20 protein-coding genes and 1 tRNA gene are annotated in these 19,536 nt (G+C 47.5%); 6 read left to right on the top strand and 15 right to left on the bottom strand.

Annotated elements, in window-relative coordinates; translation table 11 throughout:
* Positions 1-55: 55 nt before the first annotated feature.
* The 5 genes from AKG35_RS03980 to recJ all read right to left on the bottom strand — a co-directional run bounded on the left by AKG35_RS03980 (position 56) and on the right by recJ (position 4,556).
* Positions 56-364 carry a TMEM165/GDT1 family protein gene (locus AKG35_RS03980; RefSeq protein ID WP_011130143.1) on the bottom strand — a complete coding sequence of 103 codons (309 nt, stop codon included), beginning with the start codon at positions 362-364 and terminating at the stop codon, positions 56-58.
* 8 nt (positions 365-372) lie between these two features.
* Positions 373-672: a TMEM165/GDT1 family protein gene (locus AKG35_RS03975; protein ID WP_011130142.1), complete on the bottom strand. Its 300-nt coding sequence runs from the start codon at positions 670-672 to the stop codon at positions 373-375.
* Positions 673-724: 52 nt separating this feature from the next.
* Positions 725-1,099, bottom strand: a complete 375-nt coding sequence (locus tag AKG35_RS03970; protein ID WP_011130141.1) for a YkgJ family cysteine cluster protein — start codon at positions 1,097-1,099, stop codon at positions 725-727.
* Positions 1,100-1,293: 194 nt separating this feature from the next.
* Positions 1,294-2,661, bottom strand: a complete 1,368-nt coding sequence (locus tag AKG35_RS03965) for a chloride channel protein (RefSeq protein ID WP_011130140.1) — start codon at positions 2,659-2,661, stop codon at positions 1,294-1,296.
* Positions 2,658-4,556 carry a single-stranded-DNA-specific exonuclease RecJ gene (gene recJ / locus AKG35_RS03960; protein ID WP_011130139.1) on the bottom strand — a complete coding sequence of 633 codons (1,899 nt, stop codon included), beginning with the start codon at positions 4,554-4,556 and terminating at the stop codon, positions 2,658-2,660. Before recJ ends, AKG35_RS03965 begins: the two co-directional genes overlap by 4 nt.
* Before the next feature lie 69 nt (positions 4,557-4,625).
* Here recJ and AKG35_RS03955 point away from each other — a divergent pair, with 69 nt between their 5' ends.
* From AKG35_RS03955 to AKG35_RS03945, 3 genes are read left to right on the top strand one after another with little or no spacing between them, the layout of a single operon-like run.
* On the top strand, positions 4,626-5,384 hold the full coding sequence (locus AKG35_RS03955) for an HAD-IA family hydrolase (RefSeq protein WP_011130138.1): 759 nt from the start codon (positions 4,626-4,628) through the stop codon (positions 5,382-5,384).
* Positions 5,381-5,716, top strand: a complete 336-nt coding sequence (locus AKG35_RS03950) for a DUF565 domain-containing protein (protein ID WP_011130137.1) — start codon at positions 5,381-5,383, stop codon at positions 5,714-5,716. The genes AKG35_RS03955 and AKG35_RS03950 overlap by 4 nt, the downstream gene beginning before the upstream one ends.
* The gene (locus tag AKG35_RS03945; protein WP_011130136.1) at positions 5,679-6,737 is read left to right on the top strand and encodes a kinase; all 1,059 of its coding nucleotides are present in this window, start codon (positions 5,679-5,681) and stop codon (positions 6,735-6,737) included. Before AKG35_RS03950 ends, AKG35_RS03945 begins: the two co-directional genes overlap by 38 nt.
* On the opposite strand, the gene rpmF is transcribed toward AKG35_RS03945, so the two are convergent.
* On the bottom strand, positions 6,701-6,877 hold the full coding sequence (gene rpmF, locus AKG35_RS12265) for a 50S ribosomal protein L32 (protein WP_011130135.1): 177 nt from the start codon (positions 6,875-6,877) through the stop codon (positions 6,701-6,703). The two genes, AKG35_RS03945 and rpmF, sit on opposite strands and share 37 nt — an antisense overlap.
* A gap of 86 nt (positions 6,878-6,963) precedes the next feature.
* Here rpmF and ftsH point away from each other — a divergent pair, with 86 nt between their 5' ends.
* Both ftsH and AKG35_RS03935 read left to right on the top strand, forming a co-directional pair.
* A complete protein-coding gene (gene ftsH / locus AKG35_RS03940; RefSeq protein ID WP_011130134.1) occupies positions 6,964-8,823 on the top strand; it encodes an ATP-dependent zinc metalloprotease FtsH in 1,860 nt (619 codons plus the stop codon).
* 32 nt (positions 8,824-8,855) lie between these two features.
* Positions 8,856-11,708: a UPF0182 family protein gene (locus AKG35_RS03935; protein ID WP_041384329.1), complete on the top strand. Its 2,853-nt coding sequence runs from the start codon at positions 8,856-8,858 to the stop codon at positions 11,706-11,708.
* Between the two features lie 22 nt (positions 11,709-11,730).
* Here AKG35_RS03935 and AKG35_RS03930 read toward each other — a convergent pair whose 3' ends face one another.
* Positions 11,731-12,333, bottom strand: a complete 603-nt coding sequence (locus tag AKG35_RS03930; protein ID WP_011130132.1) for a peroxiredoxin — start codon at positions 12,331-12,333, stop codon at positions 11,731-11,733.
* 171 nt (positions 12,334-12,504) lie between these two features.
* Between AKG35_RS03930 and AKG35_RS13460 the strand changes: the two genes are divergently transcribed.
* The gene (locus AKG35_RS13460) at positions 12,505-12,798 is read left to right on the top strand and encodes a hypothetical protein (RefSeq protein WP_011130131.1); all 294 of its coding nucleotides are present in this window, start codon (positions 12,505-12,507) and stop codon (positions 12,796-12,798) included.
* A gap of 348 nt (positions 12,799-13,146) precedes the next feature.
* Here the strand turns inward: AKG35_RS13460 and AKG35_RS03920 are convergent, their stop codons facing one another.
* The 8 genes from AKG35_RS03920 to AKG35_RS03885 form a co-directional block, all read right to left on the bottom strand.
* Positions 13,147-14,220, bottom strand: coding sequence for a peptidoglycan DD-metalloendopeptidase family protein (locus AKG35_RS03920; RefSeq protein WP_011130130.1), 1,074 nt, complete (start codon positions 14,218-14,220; stop codon positions 13,147-13,149).
* A gap of 690 nt (positions 14,221-14,910) precedes the next feature.
* Positions 14,911-14,984, bottom strand: a tRNA-Met gene (locus AKG35_RS03915).
* Positions 14,985-15,021: 37 nt separating this feature from the next.
* Complete coding sequence (locus AKG35_RS03910; RefSeq protein WP_011130129.1) at positions 15,022-16,029, bottom strand: M23 family metallopeptidase; 1,008 nt, start codon at positions 16,027-16,029, stop codon at positions 15,022-15,024.
* Between the two features lie 119 nt (positions 16,030-16,148).
* On the bottom strand, positions 16,149-16,649 hold the full coding sequence (locus AKG35_RS03905; RefSeq protein ID WP_011130128.1) for a tRNA (cytidine(34)-2'-O)-methyltransferase: 501 nt from the start codon (positions 16,647-16,649) through the stop codon (positions 16,149-16,151).
* Complete coding sequence (gene cobU, locus AKG35_RS03900) at positions 16,646-17,206, bottom strand: bifunctional adenosylcobinamide kinase/adenosylcobinamide-phosphate guanylyltransferase (RefSeq protein ID WP_011130127.1); 561 nt, start codon at positions 17,204-17,206, stop codon at positions 16,646-16,648. The genes AKG35_RS03905 and cobU overlap by 4 nt, the downstream gene beginning before the upstream one ends.
* Complete coding sequence (gene pxcA, locus AKG35_RS03895; RefSeq protein WP_011130126.1) at positions 17,193-18,341, bottom strand: proton extrusion protein PcxA; 1,149 nt, start codon at positions 18,339-18,341, stop codon at positions 17,193-17,195. Before pxcA ends, cobU begins: the two co-directional genes overlap by 14 nt.
* Positions 18,342-18,351: 10 nt before the next feature.
* Entirely contained in the window at positions 18,352-19,035 is a 684-nt protein-coding gene (psb32, locus tag AKG35_RS03890; RefSeq protein WP_011130125.1) for a photosystem II repair protein Psb32, read from the bottom strand.
* A gap of 33 nt (positions 19,036-19,068) precedes the next feature.
* Positions 19,069-19,527: a tellurite resistance TerB family protein gene (locus AKG35_RS03885; protein WP_011130124.1), complete on the bottom strand. Its 459-nt coding sequence runs from the start codon at positions 19,525-19,527 to the stop codon at positions 19,069-19,071.
* Positions 19,528-19,536: the final 9 nt, after the last annotated feature.

Genomic DNA, 19,536 nt, shown 5'->3' with positions numbered 1-19,536 from the left:
AAGACAGCGCAGAGTCAACATTGGCTGTGAGTTAATTCTAGACATTTAATGGCATTTATTTCTTAGGGGCTTCCTCCTCTGCAGAAGAAAGACTCAGGTTTGAGAACATAAGGCGTAGGCCAATGATCAGAAAGCCTAACGAAGCCAGCAATTGCAAAAGGTTTTCAGGGATTAAAGCAGCCATCGATCCTCCGGCCATGGCCCCCAACAGGCTTGCAAAGACCAAAGCACTTGCAGAACCAAGAAAAACAGCAAAAGGTCTGTTTGTTGTTCCACTGATGGCTACGGTTGCCAGCTGTGTCTTGTCACCGAGTTCGGCAAGGAACACTGTGATGAATGTCGATAACAGCAGGGTGAAATCCATAGTCTTAATTATTGGCTTGCGATTAGCAGAGACTGTGTTGCTTGTAGTCCAAGCCATAACCCCAAGCCCACCATCAGCACCCCGGCCATTTTTTGCAGGCGTTCTGGTGGCAGGATTCCAGCCAGCCAGCGACCCACCAAGACGCCCACCAAACTGGAGGAGATGAGAGCTAGGGCAGCCCCGAGAAACACAACCCATGGTTGGCCTGACTGAGCTGATAGCAATAGGGTTGCTAGCTGGGTTTTATCGCCAAGTTCAGCCAAAAAGACTGTGGTGAATGTCGTTAACAACACCGTTGTGAAACCCATTGCTCCGTTCTCAGGAGCGGGTTTTGCAATTGTGTCCTTAGCAGTTGGTGCCTTAACCATCTTTTTGAAGTGGAAGGCGCAGGCTACGTTCAAAGGCTCGTAGCTCTCGGCTTCTACCGCCATAGACAGATCGAATCTGCTGGTGGCAGCAGTGGATTGCAAATGATTCTGATTTGTCCTGCGGCAGATTGAAAAGTGATGCCAGTAAACCAACCCTGCAGAAATCAGGGCGGGAGTCATAGATGCGACAACGACGTCCACCAGTGTCGTAATGCTTGCACCAGCCGTCGGGGTTGACCATCCCGAAATAAATCTCTTGCTGCCTTTCATTCAGTACTGCGATCGCTTCTCCTCGATCAGTGGGATCTAGACGGCAGCAGGCTCCGCAATTTTGTATACATTGCCACTTCGTCCAGGCATCGCTCATCCTTCATGCTGTGACAAGGCATCACAGAGTCGGTAATCAGTCACACTTTATGTGAGGGCAATCTCGTATTCTCTATCAGTCAAAAGGGATCATCTCTAAGTCGCTATGGACACTGCCATCCGCATTCTCGAGATCTTTGGGCCACTTGGCGCAGTCGCCCTAGCCGGTCCAGCAATTATATTTCTATGCTTCTATCAAAATCGATTAGGTCTTTGAAGTTCGGCAAGAGCGTGATAGACGGGCTTACGTGCCACCAACCGTCCTATGTAGGCGGCCAGCACTGAACAAAGAATCACACCTGCAAAAAGTTGCTGATCGCCAACTAGTCTCCAGGCGAACACAATCGAGACAAGTGGAAGCTGTGTGGCACCAGCCAAACCAGCAGCCATTCCAAGCGCTAAGCCGAGATGAGTGCTTGAACCAACCAATCCACAGAACGTGTAACCGAGGAGGCCTCCAAACGCAAGTGAAGGGTCAATAAGGCCTCCAGGTACACCAGGTGAAAGTGCAATCATCGGAGCCAAGACGCGAACCAAGGTGATCCATATAGACGTTATTCCTTGTGAAATAGAGCCACCATCAGGGAAATGGTTCGGCATGCCTTCTTGAATCAACAATTGCAGAAGCCCCTCTCCATCACCTGTGCTTGTCCCCCAGCTGCTTAGAGCCAAGGTGCTTAGGCATATTCCAAGCAAAAGCCCAGTGCGGATTGGTCGTTGACGCACCCATGGTTCAAGAAATGAAGAGCACCAGATAAGGCCTCGATTAAAGAATCCCCCCACAAGCCCAGCCAAAATCCCAATTGGAATAGCAATTAAGAGCTGCTCGGATTCTGGAGCCATTACATTGATCATGCCAAGACCGAAGATTGGTTCTCCGCCAACGCTGCTAAACCAAGCCGCGGAGATTCCAATCACAAGAGCAGGCCAAATCAAAGTGAGGGAATATTCAGTTGTGAGTTCCTCAATCATGAATATTGGTGCTAGTAGAGGCGTATTGAAGCCTCCTGCAAGTCCGGCACCGCCACCAATAGCGACAATCTGACGCTCATTCAGTGAAGGGAGCCAACGCTTAAAACGTTTGTGAATTGCACGTGCAACAGCTGCTCCTAAATGCACCACTGGCCCTTCCCGTCCAAGAGGGAAAAGGGCAACCGTTGCAATAGTCCAGAGAAGGCCACGTTGAATCGTTCTAGGTGCAGCGAGAGCAGGTGCTAGCTGTGAGTGATCTTCAAGAGCATTCATCGTCTGGGGTATCCCAGAGCCAGCTGCATCTCGCCATGGCCCCCGCTGCAGTAACAAGAGGATTGGCATCACTCCTATCGGCAAAAGTGCCAATATCAGACCAATGGGCCGCCATGCACTTCCTGTTGTTGCTGGTAACTGCTGAAATAGAGACTTTTGAATTCCATCAATCAGGTTGAGTGGCAGGCATGCAAGGCCGATTAGAAGGCCAATAATCAAAAGACATAAAAGATGTTGAAAGAGCTGAATAATCTCAGATTGTTTTCTTCCAATCACTCCTGGGATTAATTGTTCGAGCCGTCGTAGATCAAAACTCATGGGCGAAGTCCCAGACCTATTAATCCCTCTTCGATCAGGTTATGAATGTAAGGATGTCTAGCTCGACTGTCAGTGCATTTAAGCTTTCCATTGCTTGACAAGATGGCTTTTAGAACCTCACCTTTAGGATTAACTAGTACCATTTGACCTTCTTTGTCGATAAGGCAGCGATAGGTTTTATCCTTGCGATGAAGGTTGATTTCAGGGCAATATGCCCGTAGGGCGACAACCTCCATCTGCAGGCGGTCCTCCCCTTGCCAGTGGTTCATGTTGATTCGAAATGCTACGTCAATCCGTTCAGGAACTTGGGCTTCGCTTATCAATCGCCACGCAATTGCCCTTCTCTGGCAGTCACCTTGGGCCAAAATTAGTTGCAGGTGACCACCACGCATTCTGTGCTGGTCAACAACAAGACAATTCCGTGCCCAGAACAGTGGAGCTGGGTGACCAATGCCAAAGGGCTCTAGTTGCTGAAGGCTATTCCATAGATCCAAGTTGATCTCATGAAGCTTTAAAAGTGTTTCTGGTGAAATAGAGACCCCACCACCAACAGTTGCATGCCAATTGCTAGCCAGCTTATTTAATGCTTCATGCAGTGCTCCTACTTTTTCAGCTCGAATCGTAAAACCACCTGCTGCTGAATGGCCACCAAAGCGATCAAGATGAACAGCACAGGCCTTGAGAGAATCATTCACAGCGAACCCAGATGGTGCACGTACAGAGGCACGTAGACGTCCGTCTCCCTCACCAGCAAGTAATGCAGTTGGGCGAAAATATCTTTCCATTAGACGAGCTGCCACGATTCCGATCACGCCATGGTGCCAATGATTCTGAGCAAGCATCAAAAATGGTGGAGGTGTTGCACCCTCGGCCTCAACCAGGGCAATAGCTTCTGCCTCAATGGCATTACAGAGATCCTTGCGCTGCCGGTTGAGCTGGTCACATTGACGAGCAAGGGTCATGGCCTCGTCTTCGTTATCGACAGTCAAAAGTTTCACCACGAGCTGCGGATCACCTAGACGCCCTACGGCATTAATCCTTGGGGCTAGCTGGAAGCCGATGTCTTCGGCTTTAAGGGGACGTTCTTCTATACCAGCCAGCCGTTGGAGAGCTCTAAGGCCTTTACATCGGGTTCGATGCAGATTGTTCAGACCTTCTCTCAAGAAGGCTCGATTTGCACCAGTGAGCGGTGCCATATCCGCTACTGTTCCAATACAGAATAAATCTCTTGCAGGCCCTATTGCTTCTTTGCAATCCATCGCTTCAGCAAGAGATGAAGCAAGCAGGTATGCCAGACCTACGCCTGCCAGGCATCGGTAGGGTGAGTCTTGAGGTGTTACTGATGGATGAAGCAGGCAGAGCACATTAAGAGGTGAGTCTGGGAGTGTGTGGTGGTCGGTGAGGATCACCTCCATAGAGAGGTTTTCTGCCTGTTGCAGTGCATCTTGGGCTGTTACACCGTTGTCGACGGTGACAATCAGTCGAATTCCCTGTTCATGAAGCCTTATCACCATGTCGCGATTGAGACCGTAGCCTTCACTTTTTCGGTTCGGGATCGCAGCTATTGGTTGAGCGCCAAGACACTTCAACGTCACCATTAGCAAGGCTGTGCTGGTCATCCCATCGGCGTCGTAGTCGCCACAGATGGCGACTGATTCTGCTATTTGACAGGCTCCCTGCAGACGAACAATGGCCTTCGCTAGATCAGGAAAGTGATCGCAAGGATCTGGTGGTTTGGGTGGTTCCAGGATCGTTGTAGCTGTAGAGGAATCCAGCACGCCTCTGCGAACCAGCACGGCCCTTAGAGGCAAAGGAAGAGGAACTTCTGGCAGAGGGTCAGAGGGGATGGGCTTCGGCAGCTGCCAGCTCCAGGTGGGATGTTGGGATGATGACAATGGTCCTAGGCAACCTTTTGCATTTTTAGCGTTGCTTCAAGCTGTCAGGGAGTTGTATCGCCGCTAGACATGAACAAGCTTTGTTCAGTGTTCTGGGACGTTGATGGCACCCTTGCTGACACAGAAATGGAAGGCCATCGCGTGGCCTTTAATGCAGCGTTTGCCGAGGCGGAACTTGCATGGTTTTGGGATCGCCACCTCTACGCTGAACTTCTACGAATACCAGGTGGGAGACAACGTGTTGAGACCTATGCTGGGCACCTGGGAGAAGAGTTCAATGAAGAGTATTTGGCTCAGTTGCGTAGACGTAAACAACACCACTACATCGAAAGAATACGTTCTGGATACGTCCCTTGGAGACCGGGTGTGCGGCGTCTTCTCAAGGAACTCCAACTGAATGGAGTGGAGCAATGGGTGGTAACCACAAGCGGTCGCGACTCTGTAAACGCCTTGCTTGAGGTGAATTTCCCTCATGGTGATTCACCATTCCAGGGATGCATCACCGCTGAGGATGTTTGCCTTGGCAAGCCACATCCAGAGGGCTATCTGCATGCACTTTGCGCCAGTGGTTTCAACAAGAATGAGGTGATAGTGATCGAAGATTCTGCAGCTGGACTTGCTGCCGCTAGAGCTGCAAATCTGCCATGCCTGCTCACCCCATCCCCATGGGATCAGGAACTGAAATCACAGTTCCACCAAGCCAATGCGGTGTTCGACCATCTTGGTGACAAAGAGTTGCCCTGCAAAGTGCTCGTAGGCCCCCCTTGTGTTCAAGAGCAGGTCAAGCTGGAGTACTTACAAAGACTCATCGATATGGCTCCTTCATGAGCCTACAAAACACACGCTTTGCACGATTCCAGCGTCAGCTGTGGGGGCATTTTGCTCAAGCTTGGCTTGGATCATGGAGGCGGCGCAGCATTGCTCTGATCGCTTTGTTGCTTGGTTTTTATCTCGGTAGCAACCTCACTGTCTATTACCTGCAGAAGATTGATATGAGACCGCTTGTTGTCATTGTGATGGTTTTGATCATTGAGCTATTGGTCTTCTTGCGCAGCCGTGTTGAGATTGAGCCTTGGCCGTTGCACTGGTTGGCTTTGGACAACCTGAGGATTGGCGCGGTTTATGCAGTTGTCCTCGAGGCCTTCAAGCTTGGTTCTTGATCATCATCAAAATAAATTTTTAACGCCTTGGTCTGACCCTGCCGACCCCCATATTCTCTTTCCAATTCAACCTCTTGAACAGTTACTCGTTCAATTGGGTTGGCCTGATCCACAAGCTTGGCTTATCCATTGGCAAAAGCGAGGCGGCATCTCGCTAAAAAGGCCTTTCTGGCATCCATCTACCCGCACCGATTGGATTTGGGGGCTTGGTTTGCCGTTACTCACACTTGTGGAAGGGTGTCTTGGCAAAAGCGATCGATCATTGCTTGGTATAACAGGCCTTCCGGGTTGCGGAAAGACGAGCCTTGGTTGTTGGCTCGAAGCCGCTGCTGGAGAACTTGGTTGGCCGATCAAGGTGATTTCATTGGATGATTTTTATTGGCCATTCCCTCAGCTCGATCGAAGCATGAGCGGTAATCCTTGGAGAGTGCCTAGAGCGCTTCCAGGCAGCCATGATCTCGATTTGTTGGCCAGTGTGCTGGATACATGGCAGTCAACTGGTCACTTAAAAGCACCGATGTTCGACAAAGCGCTCCGCCATGGTCGAGGTGATCGAGATGGCTGGCACCTTTCTGATCCAAAGGTACTTGTCATAGAAGGATGGATCCTTGGTTGCTTGCCTTGCAAATTTGCAGAGGCAGGCCAATTTTCGGATCAGCTCGTACCACCGCTGAACAAGCTTGAGCATGATTATCGCCTTGTTGTCCAAGAGGCGTTGAACGGCTATGTGCCGATATGGGACCGTTTAGATACTCTCTGGCACCTGAAAGCAATCGATCCAAGCTCTACACGAATTTGGAAAGCTAACCAGGAGAGCTTGATGCAATTAAATCGTGGTGTTTGCCTTGATCAAGAATCGTTTGAGGGTTTTGTGCGCATGATCCTTGCCTCTATTCCCTTAACTTGTCTCGATGGGATAGAGGCTGATGTCGTCGCTACCCTTACGCCTGCACGCCAGTTGATGTGGGTCGGTCAGCGTGGATATCAAGACTCATCATCATCAGACTCTTGCATTGGATAAACAAATCCTTGTGCTCGACCACTTAGAACCGATTTACCGATTGATAGAGCGCGTTGAGCCGCTGTGGCGGCTTTAGCTTTCCAGATGGCATGACGCTGATTACGTTTGCCTTTGGAGGTTTTTTTCTTCGGTACAGCCATCTCAGGCAGGAACAGCCAAACGATAATCCTCCCCTTTAGTAAGGCCTTGCGTCAAATAGCTAGGCTCTGGACACCGCAACGTTGCTGTGAGTTCAGGTCCATCGGCACTGCAGGGGTCGCCATCTCTGAAGCGTTCATCTCTGGAAGCAGATCAGTCTCAGCATTCATCTGAAGCTGTATCCTTTGCGCCCTTCAAGCAGAAACCCACAATCAGCTATAGCCAGCTGCTCAATCAGATCAAAGAGAAAAAGGTTAAGTCGTTGGAGTTGATACCAGCTCGGCGAGAAGTCGTGGTGGTTTTCAAGGATGGACACCAGGAGAAGGTGGCGATCTTCGATAATTACCAACAAATCCTACGAGTCGCCGAGGCTGCTGATACCTCTCTGACGGTGAAGGACATTCGTCAGGAACAGGCATTTGCAGGAATGGCCGGCAATCTTGTATTGATCTTGATGGTTGTTGTTGGCTTGACGTTTCTTTTTCGTCGTTCTGCTCAAGTGGCAAACAGAGCAATGGGATTTGGACGTAGTCAACCTCGGTTGAAACCGCAAGAGGATCTACCTATTCGCTTTGATGATGTAGCGGGGATTAAAGAAGCGAAAGAGGAGCTGCAAGAGGTGGTTACTTTCTTGCGGCAACCTGAGAGTTTCATCAAGCTTGGCGCCCTGATCCCAAGGGGTGTTCTTCTAGTGGGTGCTCCTGGAACAGGGAAAACCCTCTTGGCCAAGGCAATTGCTGGTGAGGCAGACGTGCCTTTTTTCTCTATGGCGGCCTCTGAATTTGTGGAATTATTTGTTGGCGTGGGTGCTAGTCGAGTAAGAGACCTATTCCGCAAAGCTAAAGAGAAAGCCCCATGCATCGTGTTTATAGATGAAATTGATGCTGTGGGGAGACAGCGAGGGGCTGGCATTGGTGGTGGAAATGATGAACGAGAACAGACTCTGAATCAGCTTCTGACAGAAATGGATGGGTTTGCAGATAATTCTGGCGTCATTCTTCTTGCAGCTACCAATCGGCCAGATGTGCTTGATGCGGCACTGATGCGGCCTGGACGCTTTGATCGTCGTATTGAAGTTTCCCTTCCTGATCGTCGGGGTCGTAAGGAAATCCTCGCTGTTCATGCTCGAACTCGACCCCTTGCGGAGGAGGTATGTTTGCAAGATTGGGCACGTCGAACGCCTGGTTTCTCAGGGGCTGATCTTGCCAACTTATTGAACGAAGCTGCCATCCTCACAGCAAGGCAGGAGAAAGCATGCATTGGCACTGAACAGCTTGAAGCGGCGCTTGAAAGGATCACGATGGGACTCTCTGCAGCACCTCTACAAGACAGTGCAAAAAAGAGGTTGATTGCCTATCACGAGATTGGACATGCCTTGGTTGCAGCTTTAACCCCTCATGCCGACCGCATAGATAAGGTCACACTTTTGCCTCGTAGCGGAGGCGTTGGCGGATTTACTCGTTTCTGGCCAGATGAGGAAATCCTTGATTCAGGCCTGGTCACAAAGGGATATCTCTTCGCAAGGCTTGTGGTTGCCCTTGGCGGTCGGGCAGCAGAGTTGGTGGTTTTTGGACTCGATGAAATCACCCAGGGTGCAAGTGGCGACTTGCAGAGCGTTGCGCATCTGGCTCGAGAGATGGTGACGCGGTTCGGCTTTTCGAGCCTTGGGCCTATCGCTTTGGAGATAGAGGGCTCAGAGGTTTTCCTAGGACGTGATTTGATCCATACACGCCCGAGCTACGCGGAATCGACTGGCAAAGTCATAGACGAGCAGATACGAGCTTTAGCGGTTGAAGCCTTAGAGCAGGCAATTAACTTGCTTTCGCCAAGAAGGGAAGTGATGGATCTGTTGGTTGATACTCTGATTCAGGAGGAAACTCTCCATACTGATCGTTTTCTGCAATTGGCTGGATTGACTGTTGATCAGTCACAGCCAGTGGGCGTGTAACTAGAACGGCTTAGCCTGTGTTGATTGAGTCGATGGGCTTGGCTTGTTTCGCCCGACCCTTGCAATGGTTCAAGAGCCAATGGCTTTGGCTCTTGCTATCTATTGCAGCTTTCTGTTTGTTGATGCGGGTTCAAGTCGAATGGTTGTGGTTCGGTCAATTTGATTGGCAAGGGATGCTTCTCCGCCGTTGGCTCTGGCAACTGGGAGGACTTCTCCTCGCCCTTCTGGTTGTCGCGACTTGTCAGCTTTGGCAGCGCAACTGGATCAAACTCGAAGTTGCAAGCAACTTGGGAGAGTCATCCCTTTCCCTGCATGGATGGCGTTATGGCTTGGGGCTACTTGGCTGCTTCGTGGTGGTGGTCGGTGATCTTGTATTACTCAGTCGATTGGCGTGGTTAGCTTGTTTCAAGCCATTTGACCTTGGGCATTGGTGGAGTGAACCTTTTGAAGACATTTGGGCGCTGGTGATTCCGCTGTCCTGCGTATTCATCTCAATTTGCGTGATGCTTGGCAATGCCCGAGGGGGAAGGATTGCTCATTTAATTGGTTGTTTTTGCTTCAGTATCTCGATTGCTAGAGGCTGGGGGCTATGGGCACTCGCCCTTGCTATACCTCCTACAGGTATTAAAGAACCACTACTGGGTGGCGATGTAAGTTTTGGGCTCGGCCAATTTCCAGCACTAGCCTTTGCTTTGGTTGTTCTATTGGCCCAACTAATCTTAACAACATGTACGACTATATGGATGAAGTTAGCCCAGCCTGAATCGCTTTCGGATTGGGTTTTCAAAGGTTTATCTCCTAGACAGTGCAATTTCTTAAGGCCACTAATCGGCATCATACTTTTAACACTTTCAGCACTTTTATGGTTATCACGTCATGAACTTCTGTGGACGCAGAACGGTACGGTGGCCGGAGCTGGCTGGTTGGATGCTCACCTGATACTTCCTCTACGAAGTTTGGCAAGTTTGGCAATTTTGGTTTTCGCATTTCTGGTAATTCCATTTACATGGATACAACAAAGGCGTCTATTGAGATTAATTGCTTCAATTATTGGCGTAGGAGCAATTCTTCTCGAAGTACTTTTGGCTCCGTTTGTGCAGTGGATGGTCGTTAAACCTAGAGAACTGAAACTAGAAACCCCTTACATCATTCGAGCAATTAAAGCCACGAGGAAAGCATTTCAGCTTGACTCGATAACAACCACACTTATTAATCCTCAACCTCAGTTAACTCAACTTGATCTTGAACAAGGTGCTAGCACACTAAGGAATATTCGTCTATGGGACAGTCAGCCTCTATTGGCAACCAATCGTCAATTACAGCAATTGAGGGTTTACTATCGCTTTTCAAATGCAGCAGTAGATCGTTATCGCTTTGTGCCTGACGTAGCGAACCGTCAACAGGTCATGATCACAGCACGCGAACTTGATCAGGCTGCACTTCCAAAACGTTCACGTACTTGGTTGAATCGTCATTTTGTATTCACGCATGGATATGGCTTTACTCTCAGTCCAGTCAATACAAGAGCACCCGATGGTCTACCTGACTATTTTATCAGTGATCTAGGAACCTCAACACGTCTTGAGGGTAGTTCTGAGCTAGGCATTACTCGTGAAGATGTCAAAGAGGCTGTCCCTATTGGGAGAGCAGCTCTCTATTTTGGAATGCTACCCTCTCCTTATGCTCTTGCTCCGAGCAAACTAAAAGAACTGGATTATCCAGTAGGTGATAAGAATATCTACAATCACTATTTAGGATCAGGAGGTGTGCCGGTGGGGCAGCCCTGGCAACAATTAGCAGCAGCTATGTACCTTTTCGAACCCCGTCTTCTTAATACAGGATCGCTAACGATTAATTCCAAACTTCTTATTAGGCGCGAAGTAAGGCAAAGAGTGAGGGCAATAGCGCCATTCCTTGAAGTCATTGGTGACCCATATTTGGTCTCTACTTCAGTTAGTTCTAAAGATCTTAATTATGAAGCTAAGCAAAACCAATACTGGATTGTTGAAGCTTATACAAGCTCACGCACATACCCATACGCAGCAAACCTCCCAGATGGTCGCCCGCTGCGATATTTACGTAACTCAGTCAAAGCTATTGTTGATGCATACAGTGGTCGTGTTCACTTGTATGTGAGTGAACCGCGGGATCCGATAATATTGGGTTGGCAGCGATTGTTTCCAGATCTATTCAAACCTCTTGAGGAGATGCCTTCAAGCTTGCGAGAGCATCTCAAGGTGCCTACAGACTTGTTTAATGTACAGGTACAGCAATTACTAAGATACCACGTTACTGATCCTCGTATATTCTATAGCGGTGATGATGTTTGGCAGGTTCCAAAGGAACTCTATGGTAGGCGGCAGGTTCCTGTTGATCCATATCACATCACTGCACAATTAGGTACTCAAGAAAGTTCAGAATTTCTCTTATTACAACCACTAACACCACTTGCTCGCCCCAATCTTTCAGCGTGGCTCGCTGCTCGCAGTGATGGTGAGCATTATGGAAAATTAGTCTTGCTACGTTTTCCAAGTCAAACGCCAATCTTCGGTCCTGAACAGATTCAGGCCCTTATCAATCAGGACCCACAGATCAGCCAACAGTTTGGACTTTGGGATCGTGCTGGATCTGAAGTTGTGCAAGGCAATCTTCTTGTTGTACCCCTAGGCAAGGCCCTTCTTTATGTAGAACCTGTTTACCTAAGGGCACGTCAAGGTGGTTTGCCAACCCTTACCAGGGTAGTTGTTAGTGATGGCAAAAGGATTGCCATGGCTGAGGATCTCGGTGAAGGCCTAAGGGCCTTGGTTGACGGATCAAGCAATAAAGCAGTGTATTTGAATAGAAATGATCTGCCACCAATTAAGGCAGCAGATCAATTAAATTAATGATGTATTGATAGATTAATGATTAATTTATTGAGGCGAAGAACTCCTTGCTTCCAACTGGATCTGGTTTCATTGTTTTCTCTCCTGGTGTCCAATTAGCAGGGCATACCTCATCTGGATGTGACTGTACATACTGAAAGGCCTGCAGTACACGTAATGTCTCATCCACGTTCCTTCCTACTGGTAGGTTGTTAATTGTTGAATGCATTATTACTCCATCTGGGTCAATGATAAACAAACCACGTAGGGCTACTCCAGCTTCATCATCTAAAACGTTATAGGCTGTCGAAATCTCTTTCTTGAGATCAGCTATTAGTGGATAGTTGATGTCACCAAGACCTCCTTCCTTACGTGATGTCTGGATCCATGCAAGATGGCTGAACTGACTATCAACTGAAACACCTAATACCTCTGTGTTTCGGCTTGAGAAATCAGTGTAACGATCACTAAATGCTGTAATTTCTGTTGGGCATACAAAAGTGAAATCTAGAGGATAAAAGAATAAAACCACATACTTCCCCCTGTATTGGGATAGGCTTATTTCCTTAAACTCTTGATCAACAACAGCTGTAGCGTTGAAGTCTGGGGCCTGCTGACCCACCCGTAGGCATTCGTTGGTCGTCATGATGGAGAGTTAAGAGTTGATGGCTCTGCAAGAGATGTGCTTAACCAGAGCTAAAGTGAAGTCGGTATGACTTCTAGTAGGCTACTCAAATTTATCATGCCATGCCTGTTTTGATCGCTAGCGCTAAGCGTAATCAATATGGCTGAAACGGGAATCATCTAAACTTCTTACATGCTCAAACAAACAACAGCCTGGGACCAAGCCTTGCTACGTAAGTTCAGTAACACAGGCCATTTTCGACTTCTAAATCAGCTTAGGGCTGAACTTAAGCTCCAACCACTAATTCGTGATCCCAACACTAGAAAGCTAACCCTTCAGGCGATGCCGATTCGATCTGGGAGCCACCGAGGCAATAGGCGCCCCTACACGCCTGAGCTCTCCCAAAGCGATAAAACACAGATTGCAGAAGCGAAGGAGAACCAGAGTTCATTTCGACAAAGACTTAATGCAATTGAAATGCGTTAGAGTTTTGATTGTAAACTATTTAAATTAACTATGACAAATGCCAATATAAATTGATTCATTCATGATAACCCTAATGAAAAAGAAATTACCGTGCTGGGAGCATGTCAATTTTGGTTTAAGCTAGAATCTGGATTGGCCCCTTATAGTGATCGAATAATGAGACCAGGCAAAGTTGTTAAAGTCGGAAAAAACAATCTTACGAAAAATCTTTCACTGTCTGATCAATATTATGTGCACTTATCTGTTGCTTGAATACATGCTGGCAATAGAGACTTGCAAGTGTTAGTTTCCCTATATTTCTCTGATTAAAATAGGAAAAATGGTCTAATTCAGGGATTATATATCTAATCATGCATGATGTTCGTGGAAGGATTTGTGATGATAGCAATAGTGAAGATTGGGCGCTATTGTCACTATTTTTGAGGGTAGGAGTGTTGCTGGATTGATTGCTGTTCCACTCTTCTTTCTTATCTCAAAGTGTAGGTGAGGCCCGGTGCTTCGTCCTGTGCTCCCCATTGTTGCGATTGTGGCTCCTTGGGGTAAGATCTGCCCCTTTTTAACAAGTAGTCGATTGTTGTGAGCATAACGAGTTGAATCTCCGTTTACATGTGCTATTTCTACAAGATATCCGTAAGCTCCTTTCCAGCCCGCATAGGAAACAATGCCGCCTTTTGCCGAAAGGATAGGTGTATTGACCTTATTCGCGATATCAATACCTTGATGCATTCTTCCCCAACGCCAGCCATATCCTGACGTGATTACACCCTTTGTCGGCCAAATATAAGAGTTAGTATCACCTAGATCTATCCATCCAACTCCATTACTTATTAGAGATAGGGATTGAAGGTTGTTACTGCCAAGAGTTGTAGTTAATTTCCTCTTTTGAGGACGTGTTGCCTTGGCAACTCGAATATTCCCACCCACTGTGAGTTGATTGAACTGAAGTCCTGGATTTAGCTGACGAATCCTCTGATGTGTTTGACCATGCTGCTTGGCAATTGATGCAATCGAGTCTCCGCTTTCTATTTTGACCAAGCTTGGAGGTGGAGCAGGCGCGGTCACTGGCGGCAGGTTTTGGCTGACTGTTGTTATGTCTAAAGACTTGGACTGCTGCAAACGAGCCATAGCTGAGACAGGTAACACAATCCAACTGCCAGCCATCAGCCTGTTGGCTGATGGCTGATCATTGAGCGCTGAAATCTCAGACAAAGAGATGCCAAGCTGATGAGCAATGAATTTAATCGTTGCTGGTCTGTTGACTTTGACCCATATTTGTCCATCAGGTTGAGGGAGAACAGGTGGTGGTAATGGATGGGAGGAGGGATGATGATATTTACTGGCTTGGCCAGGCAGGTGGATGAGTGTCCCGAGTGCAAGTACTGGCGCGGCGATGGTTGAGATCAGCAACGGCAGCGAGTTCATGGGACCCAATCAACGTGATGCACCCCTTAGACATTCAGCCTTGAGGAGTTTGCGCGAAAATTAACGTTTGAGTTAGAGATCCGCAAGGGGTGCATGAACGCTATTGATGATTTGATCTCATAGGAAAGCTAGACATTTTTCCGCAAGGGCAAGACTGAACGAAACGCGATTAACCCCTGGAGCAAATCAATACCTTGCAGGTGTTTTTACTCACAGGTGGTCGTCGCTGCTCTGGTCTGCTTTCCCTCGTCAGCATAAAGCCCTTGATGTTTCATTTAATGCGAGTATGATTCAAAAATTTCTTATTGAGGCAAAAAAAAGGCTAAGAGCCTAAAACCTGGCTAATCAGCTCTTTCCGGAGGTTGATATCTTTTTTACTCGACGTCAGTTCGATCTCGATATTTTCGACAATCTTGCCGACATTTACCTGGATTCACTTTCTACTAACCCTTGATTTCCGTTTAGGCTTTGTGGAATGATATTCCTTTTATTATTTGGTCTGACTTGATTTGTTGTGGTGAAGGCTCATTGTTTTCTTTGAAGAAGGTATAAATCCTATTAGTGAGCCCTTTAAATTTTTGTCAGATGAAATAATTGAGATTGAGATTTCGACTAAAGTTATACTTAGTTTTTAGATTCAACAACAAAATAAATCAATTAGCAGAAGATTGACTATTTGAGAAGATAAAATGGCTCGGGGGAGACTTGAACTCCCGACCTTGGGGTTATGAATCCCACGCTCTAACCAGCTGAGCTACCGAGCCTTGTCGTTAACAACAATAAACGATGGGCATTTTCCGATCAGACCATATCGGCTGGAAGTAGCGTTCTTGGATTCATGGCTATGCCACCCTTCTTTCTGATCTCAAAATGAAGATGTGGCCCAGTACTACGCCCAGTACTGCCCATTTTTGAGATGGTAGCTCCTTGGGGTACAAGCTGGCCTTTGCGGACTAAGAGTTTGCTGTTGTGTGCGTATCTAGTCGATGCACCGTCTGAGTGAGAGATTTCCACAAGATAACCATAACCAGCCATCCAACCAGCATGGGTCACAATTCCGTCTTTAGAAGCCACGATGGGTGTGCCCGTCAGATTGGCGATGTCAATACCCTGATGCATTCTCCCCCACCTCCATCCGAAACCAGATGTGAACACACCTTTAGTAGGCCATATGTAGGAATCAGAATCAATGGTTCCTAGCCGGAGCATGCCATTGCTACTGGTGAATAGATCTGATGGGTTCACTTGTGATTCAACAACTAAGCAGGTGGGGCAGTTGCATGGAGACTCAATTGAACACTGCTTTTTGAGGATGTTGTTGCTACTTATCTTTGTTTGGACCTGGACTTGATTTTTATTCTTATTTAGACCATTGAAAGAGTAAAAATTATTTTTTTTCTTAGTTTCATCAAGTTGTCGATTCAAGCGATTGGTTTTGTTGCTTGAGTTGTCGAGTATTTTAATAGGGTCATGCAGCAGTGCCTCATCTGAATCCAGGTAACTGATTCGACCCAAGCGGCCATGAACAGATCTTGGCAAAACAACCCAACTGCCTTTGTTCAGTTCTGTATCTGATGAATTTTTATTGAGTTTTGACAGTTCAGTCGCTTTCAGTCCGAGCTTGCCTGCAAGTTCCTCTATGGTTATTGGCAAGGCAACTTTTATCCATATCAGTTGCTGTGAGGTTGTGCTTGAGATCTTGACCTTCTCCCCTACAGCACTATCTGCATAGCCAGGTAAGGACCCAAGGTTTCCTAACGCAAGCACTGGTGCTGCAAAGGAAGAGATAAGCAACAACAGGGGCTTCATTCAATAAAGTCGATGTTCAAAACCCCTATCAAGCCGAATTTGGCCGGAGTCCGGGAGAAGTTAGCTGATCTCCCTTCGATTAGGCAAGGGGGGGCAGAAGCAAGTTTGGTTCGGTTTACTCACCACAGCCCCAGTTGCCGGCCAGCCTCAAAGCTCACGATGGCGCAAGCCACAGACAGGTTTAGGCTCCTTACTCCGCCCTGCCCCTGTTCACTTGCTGCTCCAGGCATGGGAATTGTCGTGATCTGATCACACTGCTGACGGACTTTGCTAGGAAGACCGGTGTCCTCACGGCCGAAAAGCAAAACATCTCCGGTTTGGAAACGCATCGAACGGAGGGGGATTCCTCCAAATCTGCTGCAACCGATCAGTCGATGATTTAATGGCAGGCACTTGCGAAATGTATCCAGGTCAGAATGAACTGATAAATCGACGTGAGGCCAGTAATCAAGTCCTGCTCTACGTAGATAGCGATCATCAAGGCTGAACCCAAGAGGTTCAATCAGGGCTAGTGGAATGCGGAAGGCTGCACAGGTTCTGGCGATATTTCCTGTATTTGGTGGAATACGTGGCTCGTATAGAGCTACGCGTAATGGTGAACGTTTATTTGGATCGTTCATGGCACCGCAATACCAAGTTGTTTGAGATTCAATGCTCGACCCTGTATGACAAGCCAGCTGTTTGATGCCAACGGTTCCAGTTCCTGAGATAGCTTCCCAAGACGATCTCTAAAAAGACCTCCATTGGATGTACTGGGTACAACACCCCAGCCAGTTTCCTCAATGACAATCACGATGGATGCATCATGTTGTTTAATCGTTTGTAGTAGATCGTTCTTCAGGGCTCTCCAATTGCTCGAAGGTTGGTCGAGATGCCATGCAACAAAACCACCCAACGCTTCAATTAAAACAATATCTGATCTTGGCATTTGAATGATTGCCTTTTTAAGGTCTGGGCCAGATTCAATTACTGACCAGTGCTTTGGTCGACGATTACGATGTTTTTCAAGCCTTTGCTCCCAATTCTTGTCGCCAGCTCTTCTCGGCGAGGTGGCGATATAAGTTACAGACTTGAACTGTTTGACCAAGTGTTCAGCCCATCGACTCTTTCCACCTCTGCTCGGGCCTGAAACTAGGGTAAGGCCATTAAGTATAGGAATAGTGTTAGCTACTACCATTCATTCCGCGTAGGGTTGCAACAGAAGAGGGAGAGACACGATTGAGATAACGGAAAATCCAGTACTTAAAGATGGTTGCAAGTATCACAGGGAAGGTGGCAATGAATAAAAGTATGAAATTTTCTCGAGCTGGAAATCCAAAATGATTTGCAATCCCCTGCAATAATACCTGCCACCCTTCGGGACTGTGGAAGCCTACAAACATATCTGTAAAAAGAATGATTGCGAATGCCTTTGCAGAGTCACTTAAGCCGTAAATTGCTTCGTCTAGAAACCCTCGGAGAACTCTCAACTCTTCCCGATTAATTATACAAACAAAAGCAAAAGCAATCAGTGCTGCGAGATCTGCTAGGACATTTTTTATTGCATGTGTGCTTTCCTTATCAGCTTCATCCTTAAGTTGAATTGCTTTTATTGCCAGAGCCTTCTGTAGTTCGTCTTGACTTGGGATTGAATCACCTTTGAGTAGGGCATCAAACTCTATCTCTGCCTTAAATACTCTAAGTTTTTCAACAGCCTGTTCTTCAAGTTGGGGTTTGGGATAACTCAGAAATGGCAGCTCTGGGGCCAAGTAGTCAATCGCCGGAGTAATGAGATAAGTTCGGCTGATCTGTTGCACTAGTAACGGCACCAGAATTAGCAGCAAGATGATCTTTAATGAGATCAGAGTGGAATCGCGACGGCGGCGAAAACCTGCAACCAATGTCGCCTCGGATGTTGGATCAAGCTGTCGTCGCACCTTATCAACTAAACCAAGAAGTGATCTGGGAAGAGCGTCGGGTGCCCTGCTTATAGATGTTGATCTTGACGAACGCTTCGGGGCATAGCGATTAACAATCGTCTCAATTAACTGATATTTTCGATATTCCTGACTGTCAAGTTGGCTGACATTAGGCTTAATAGCCTCAAACGTTAAACGACAGATATTTGCGGCAGTATGAAATTTGCGCAATATGGTTGACTGTAATGATCGAGGAACAGAAAGTTGCAGGTTGGGTCTTATAGGCCGATCGCCGTAGTATTCAAGCTCAAGTGTCTGGATCAGAAGTGCTGCTTCGTAACCACGTTCAAGGTCATTATTGATGTCTATCGATCGAGCTTCCCCAAATGTTCTCATCCAGTCCCTAAGCGTCATGGTGATTGAGTCAGCGAGAGAACACCCACCAAGTGGCCATCGGAACGATGGTGCCTACAACCATCAAGACAACGACCACTAGTGTTGCATTACTGCTTTGTGTTTGTTCTTGTGATGGGATATTGGTTTCCTTAATTGCGCTAAACGTTTCGATAGGAGGTCCTGGGTCTTCCCCTCCATCCAATACAACTTGTAAGCGAGCAATTGCTTCAAAGGATGCTTGCTGGTAGCGCTCGCCTCCCACCACTGGCTTATTCATTGTCGTACGGCCAGTGCTCTGCAAAAGGGCGTCCGGTAATATGCTTCTTAAACTTGTATCTGCCAAGACAACAGTTTGCTTGGTTTGTGCATCTATCAACATCACTAGCAGGGGCAGCTCTTTTTCACCAGCGTTTGTGGACCATCGATCGATCAGCGAAATACCGAAGTTGGAAAGGGAAACACCATAATCAAGTTTACGAAGAGTAATCAAGCGAGCATCAAGTCTTTCGTTTCCGAGCTCAACAAGACGTCCTTCAATCTGAGAACGAGACACTCTGCTTAGGACATCAGCAGAATCGAAAACATGGCCTTCAGGCCTTGCAACAGGAAAATCTTCTGTTGTTATGGCAAAGGCTCCTGGTACAAGGAGAATCAGACCCAGGAGGATGCTGATCAGAACACCGAGAAAGCGGCTTGATCTCAGCACAGGCATCGGTTCAACAACAGCTCATATTGCAGTCTGACGTCAGCTGAGCAAGCTGTCTCGATTCAGAGCAGAAATTGCTTGAATCACAATCCTTGCTCGATCAGAAGGTAAGTCAAGCTTGCAGGCTAGATCCTCCAGGAAAGCAGCTTCCTCCTTTGAGACCTCGCGATCTGAATGGACTAGTTGGGCGGCAACTGCCAAGGCACTTTCCTGTTGAAGCAAAGACAGGGCAGGTAAGGCTTTGCTAATCAGTCCATCTACACCCTCCTGGCGCAACAGGCCTAGGAGTTGATCAAAAAGCTCGCCCATAGCGGCTTCCGAGCTCTCCCGATAGGGGTGTCTGAATTCAAGTAGGCGACGAAGGGCATGGGCTTCGTCGCGACCGAGAACCCCGTCACAAGAAACGGCAGCGAGGGCCACTGCTGCAAAGGCTTCAGCGTCGGTCATGAAAGCTGGAACAACACAACCCATTTGAGCAAGAGTGCCTGCATCTGACATCGCTTTTGT

The sequence above is a fragment of the Prochlorococcus marinus str. MIT 9313 genome (assembly GCF_000011485.1).
GTDB classification, from domain to species: domain Bacteria; phylum Cyanobacteriota; class Cyanobacteriia; order PCC-6307; family Cyanobiaceae; genus Prochlorococcus; species Prochlorococcus marinus_D.
The sequence above is the reverse complement of the archived record's forward strand: the minus strand, read 5'-3'. Positions and strand labels throughout refer to the sequence as shown.

What these genes read in the sequence shown, in the direction of transcription:
- AKG35_RS03905 (WP_011130128.1), bottom strand. Translation starts at nt 16,649, where the DNA reads ATGAACGATCCAAATAAACGTTCACCATTACGCGTAGCTCTATACGAG.
- psb32 (WP_011130125.1), bottom strand. Translation starts at nt 19,035, where the DNA reads ATGCCTGTGCTGAGATCAAGCCGCTTTCTCGGTGTTCTGATCAGCATC.
- AKG35_RS03955 (WP_011130138.1), top strand. Translation starts at nt 4,626, where the DNA reads ATGAACAAGCTTTGTTCAGTGTTCTGGGACGTTGATGGCACCCTTGCT.
- AKG35_RS03935 (WP_041384329.1), top strand. Translation starts at nt 8,856, where the DNA reads ATGGGCTTGGCTTGTTTCGCCCGACCCTTGCAATGGTTCAAGAGCCAA.
- AKG35_RS03910 (WP_011130129.1), bottom strand. Translation starts at nt 16,029, where the DNA reads ATGAAGCCCCTGTTGTTGCTTATCTCTTCCTTTGCAGCACCAGTGCTT.
- AKG35_RS03975 (WP_011130142.1), bottom strand. Translation starts at nt 672, where the DNA reads ATGGGTTTCACAACGGTGTTGTTAACGACATTCACCACAGTCTTTTTG.
- AKG35_RS03920 (WP_011130130.1), bottom strand. Translation starts at nt 14,220, where the DNA reads ATGAACTCGCTGCCGTTGCTGATCTCAACCATCGCCGCGCCAGTACTT.
- AKG35_RS13460 (WP_011130131.1), top strand. Translation starts at nt 12,505, where the DNA reads ATGCTCAAACAAACAACAGCCTGGGACCAAGCCTTGCTACGTAAGTTC.
- cobU (WP_011130127.1), bottom strand. Translation starts at nt 17,206, where the DNA reads ATGGTAGTAGCTAACACTATTCCTATACTTAATGGCCTTACCCTAGTT.
- AKG35_RS03885 (WP_011130124.1), bottom strand. Translation starts at nt 19,527, where the DNA reads ATGTCAGATGCAGGCACTCTTGCTCAAATGGGTTGTGTTGTTCCAGCT.
- rpmF (WP_011130135.1), bottom strand. Translation starts at nt 6,877, where the DNA reads ATGGCTGTACCGAAGAAAAAAACCTCCAAAGGCAAACGTAATCAGCGT.
- pxcA (WP_011130126.1), bottom strand. Translation starts at nt 18,341, where the DNA reads ATGACGCTTAGGGACTGGATGAGAACATTTGGGGAAGCTCGATCGATA.
- AKG35_RS03965 (WP_011130140.1), bottom strand. Translation starts at nt 2,661, where the DNA reads ATGAGTTTTGATCTACGACGGCTCGAACAATTAATCCCAGGAGTGATT.
- AKG35_RS03970 (WP_011130141.1), bottom strand. Translation starts at nt 1,099, where the DNA reads ATGAGCGATGCCTGGACGAAGTGGCAATGTATACAAAATTGCGGAGCC.
- AKG35_RS03980 (WP_011130143.1), bottom strand. Translation starts at nt 364, where the DNA reads ATGGATTTCACCCTGCTGTTATCGACATTCATCACAGTGTTCCTTGCC.
- AKG35_RS03950 (WP_011130137.1), top strand. Translation starts at nt 5,381, where the DNA reads ATGAGCCTACAAAACACACGCTTTGCACGATTCCAGCGTCAGCTGTGG.
- AKG35_RS03945 (WP_011130136.1), top strand. Translation starts at nt 5,679, where the DNA reads ATGCAGTTGTCCTCGAGGCCTTCAAGCTTGGTTCTTGATCATCATCAA.
- AKG35_RS03930 (WP_011130132.1), bottom strand. Translation starts at nt 12,333, where the DNA reads ATGACGACCAACGAATGCCTACGGGTGGGTCAGCAGGCCCCAGACTTC.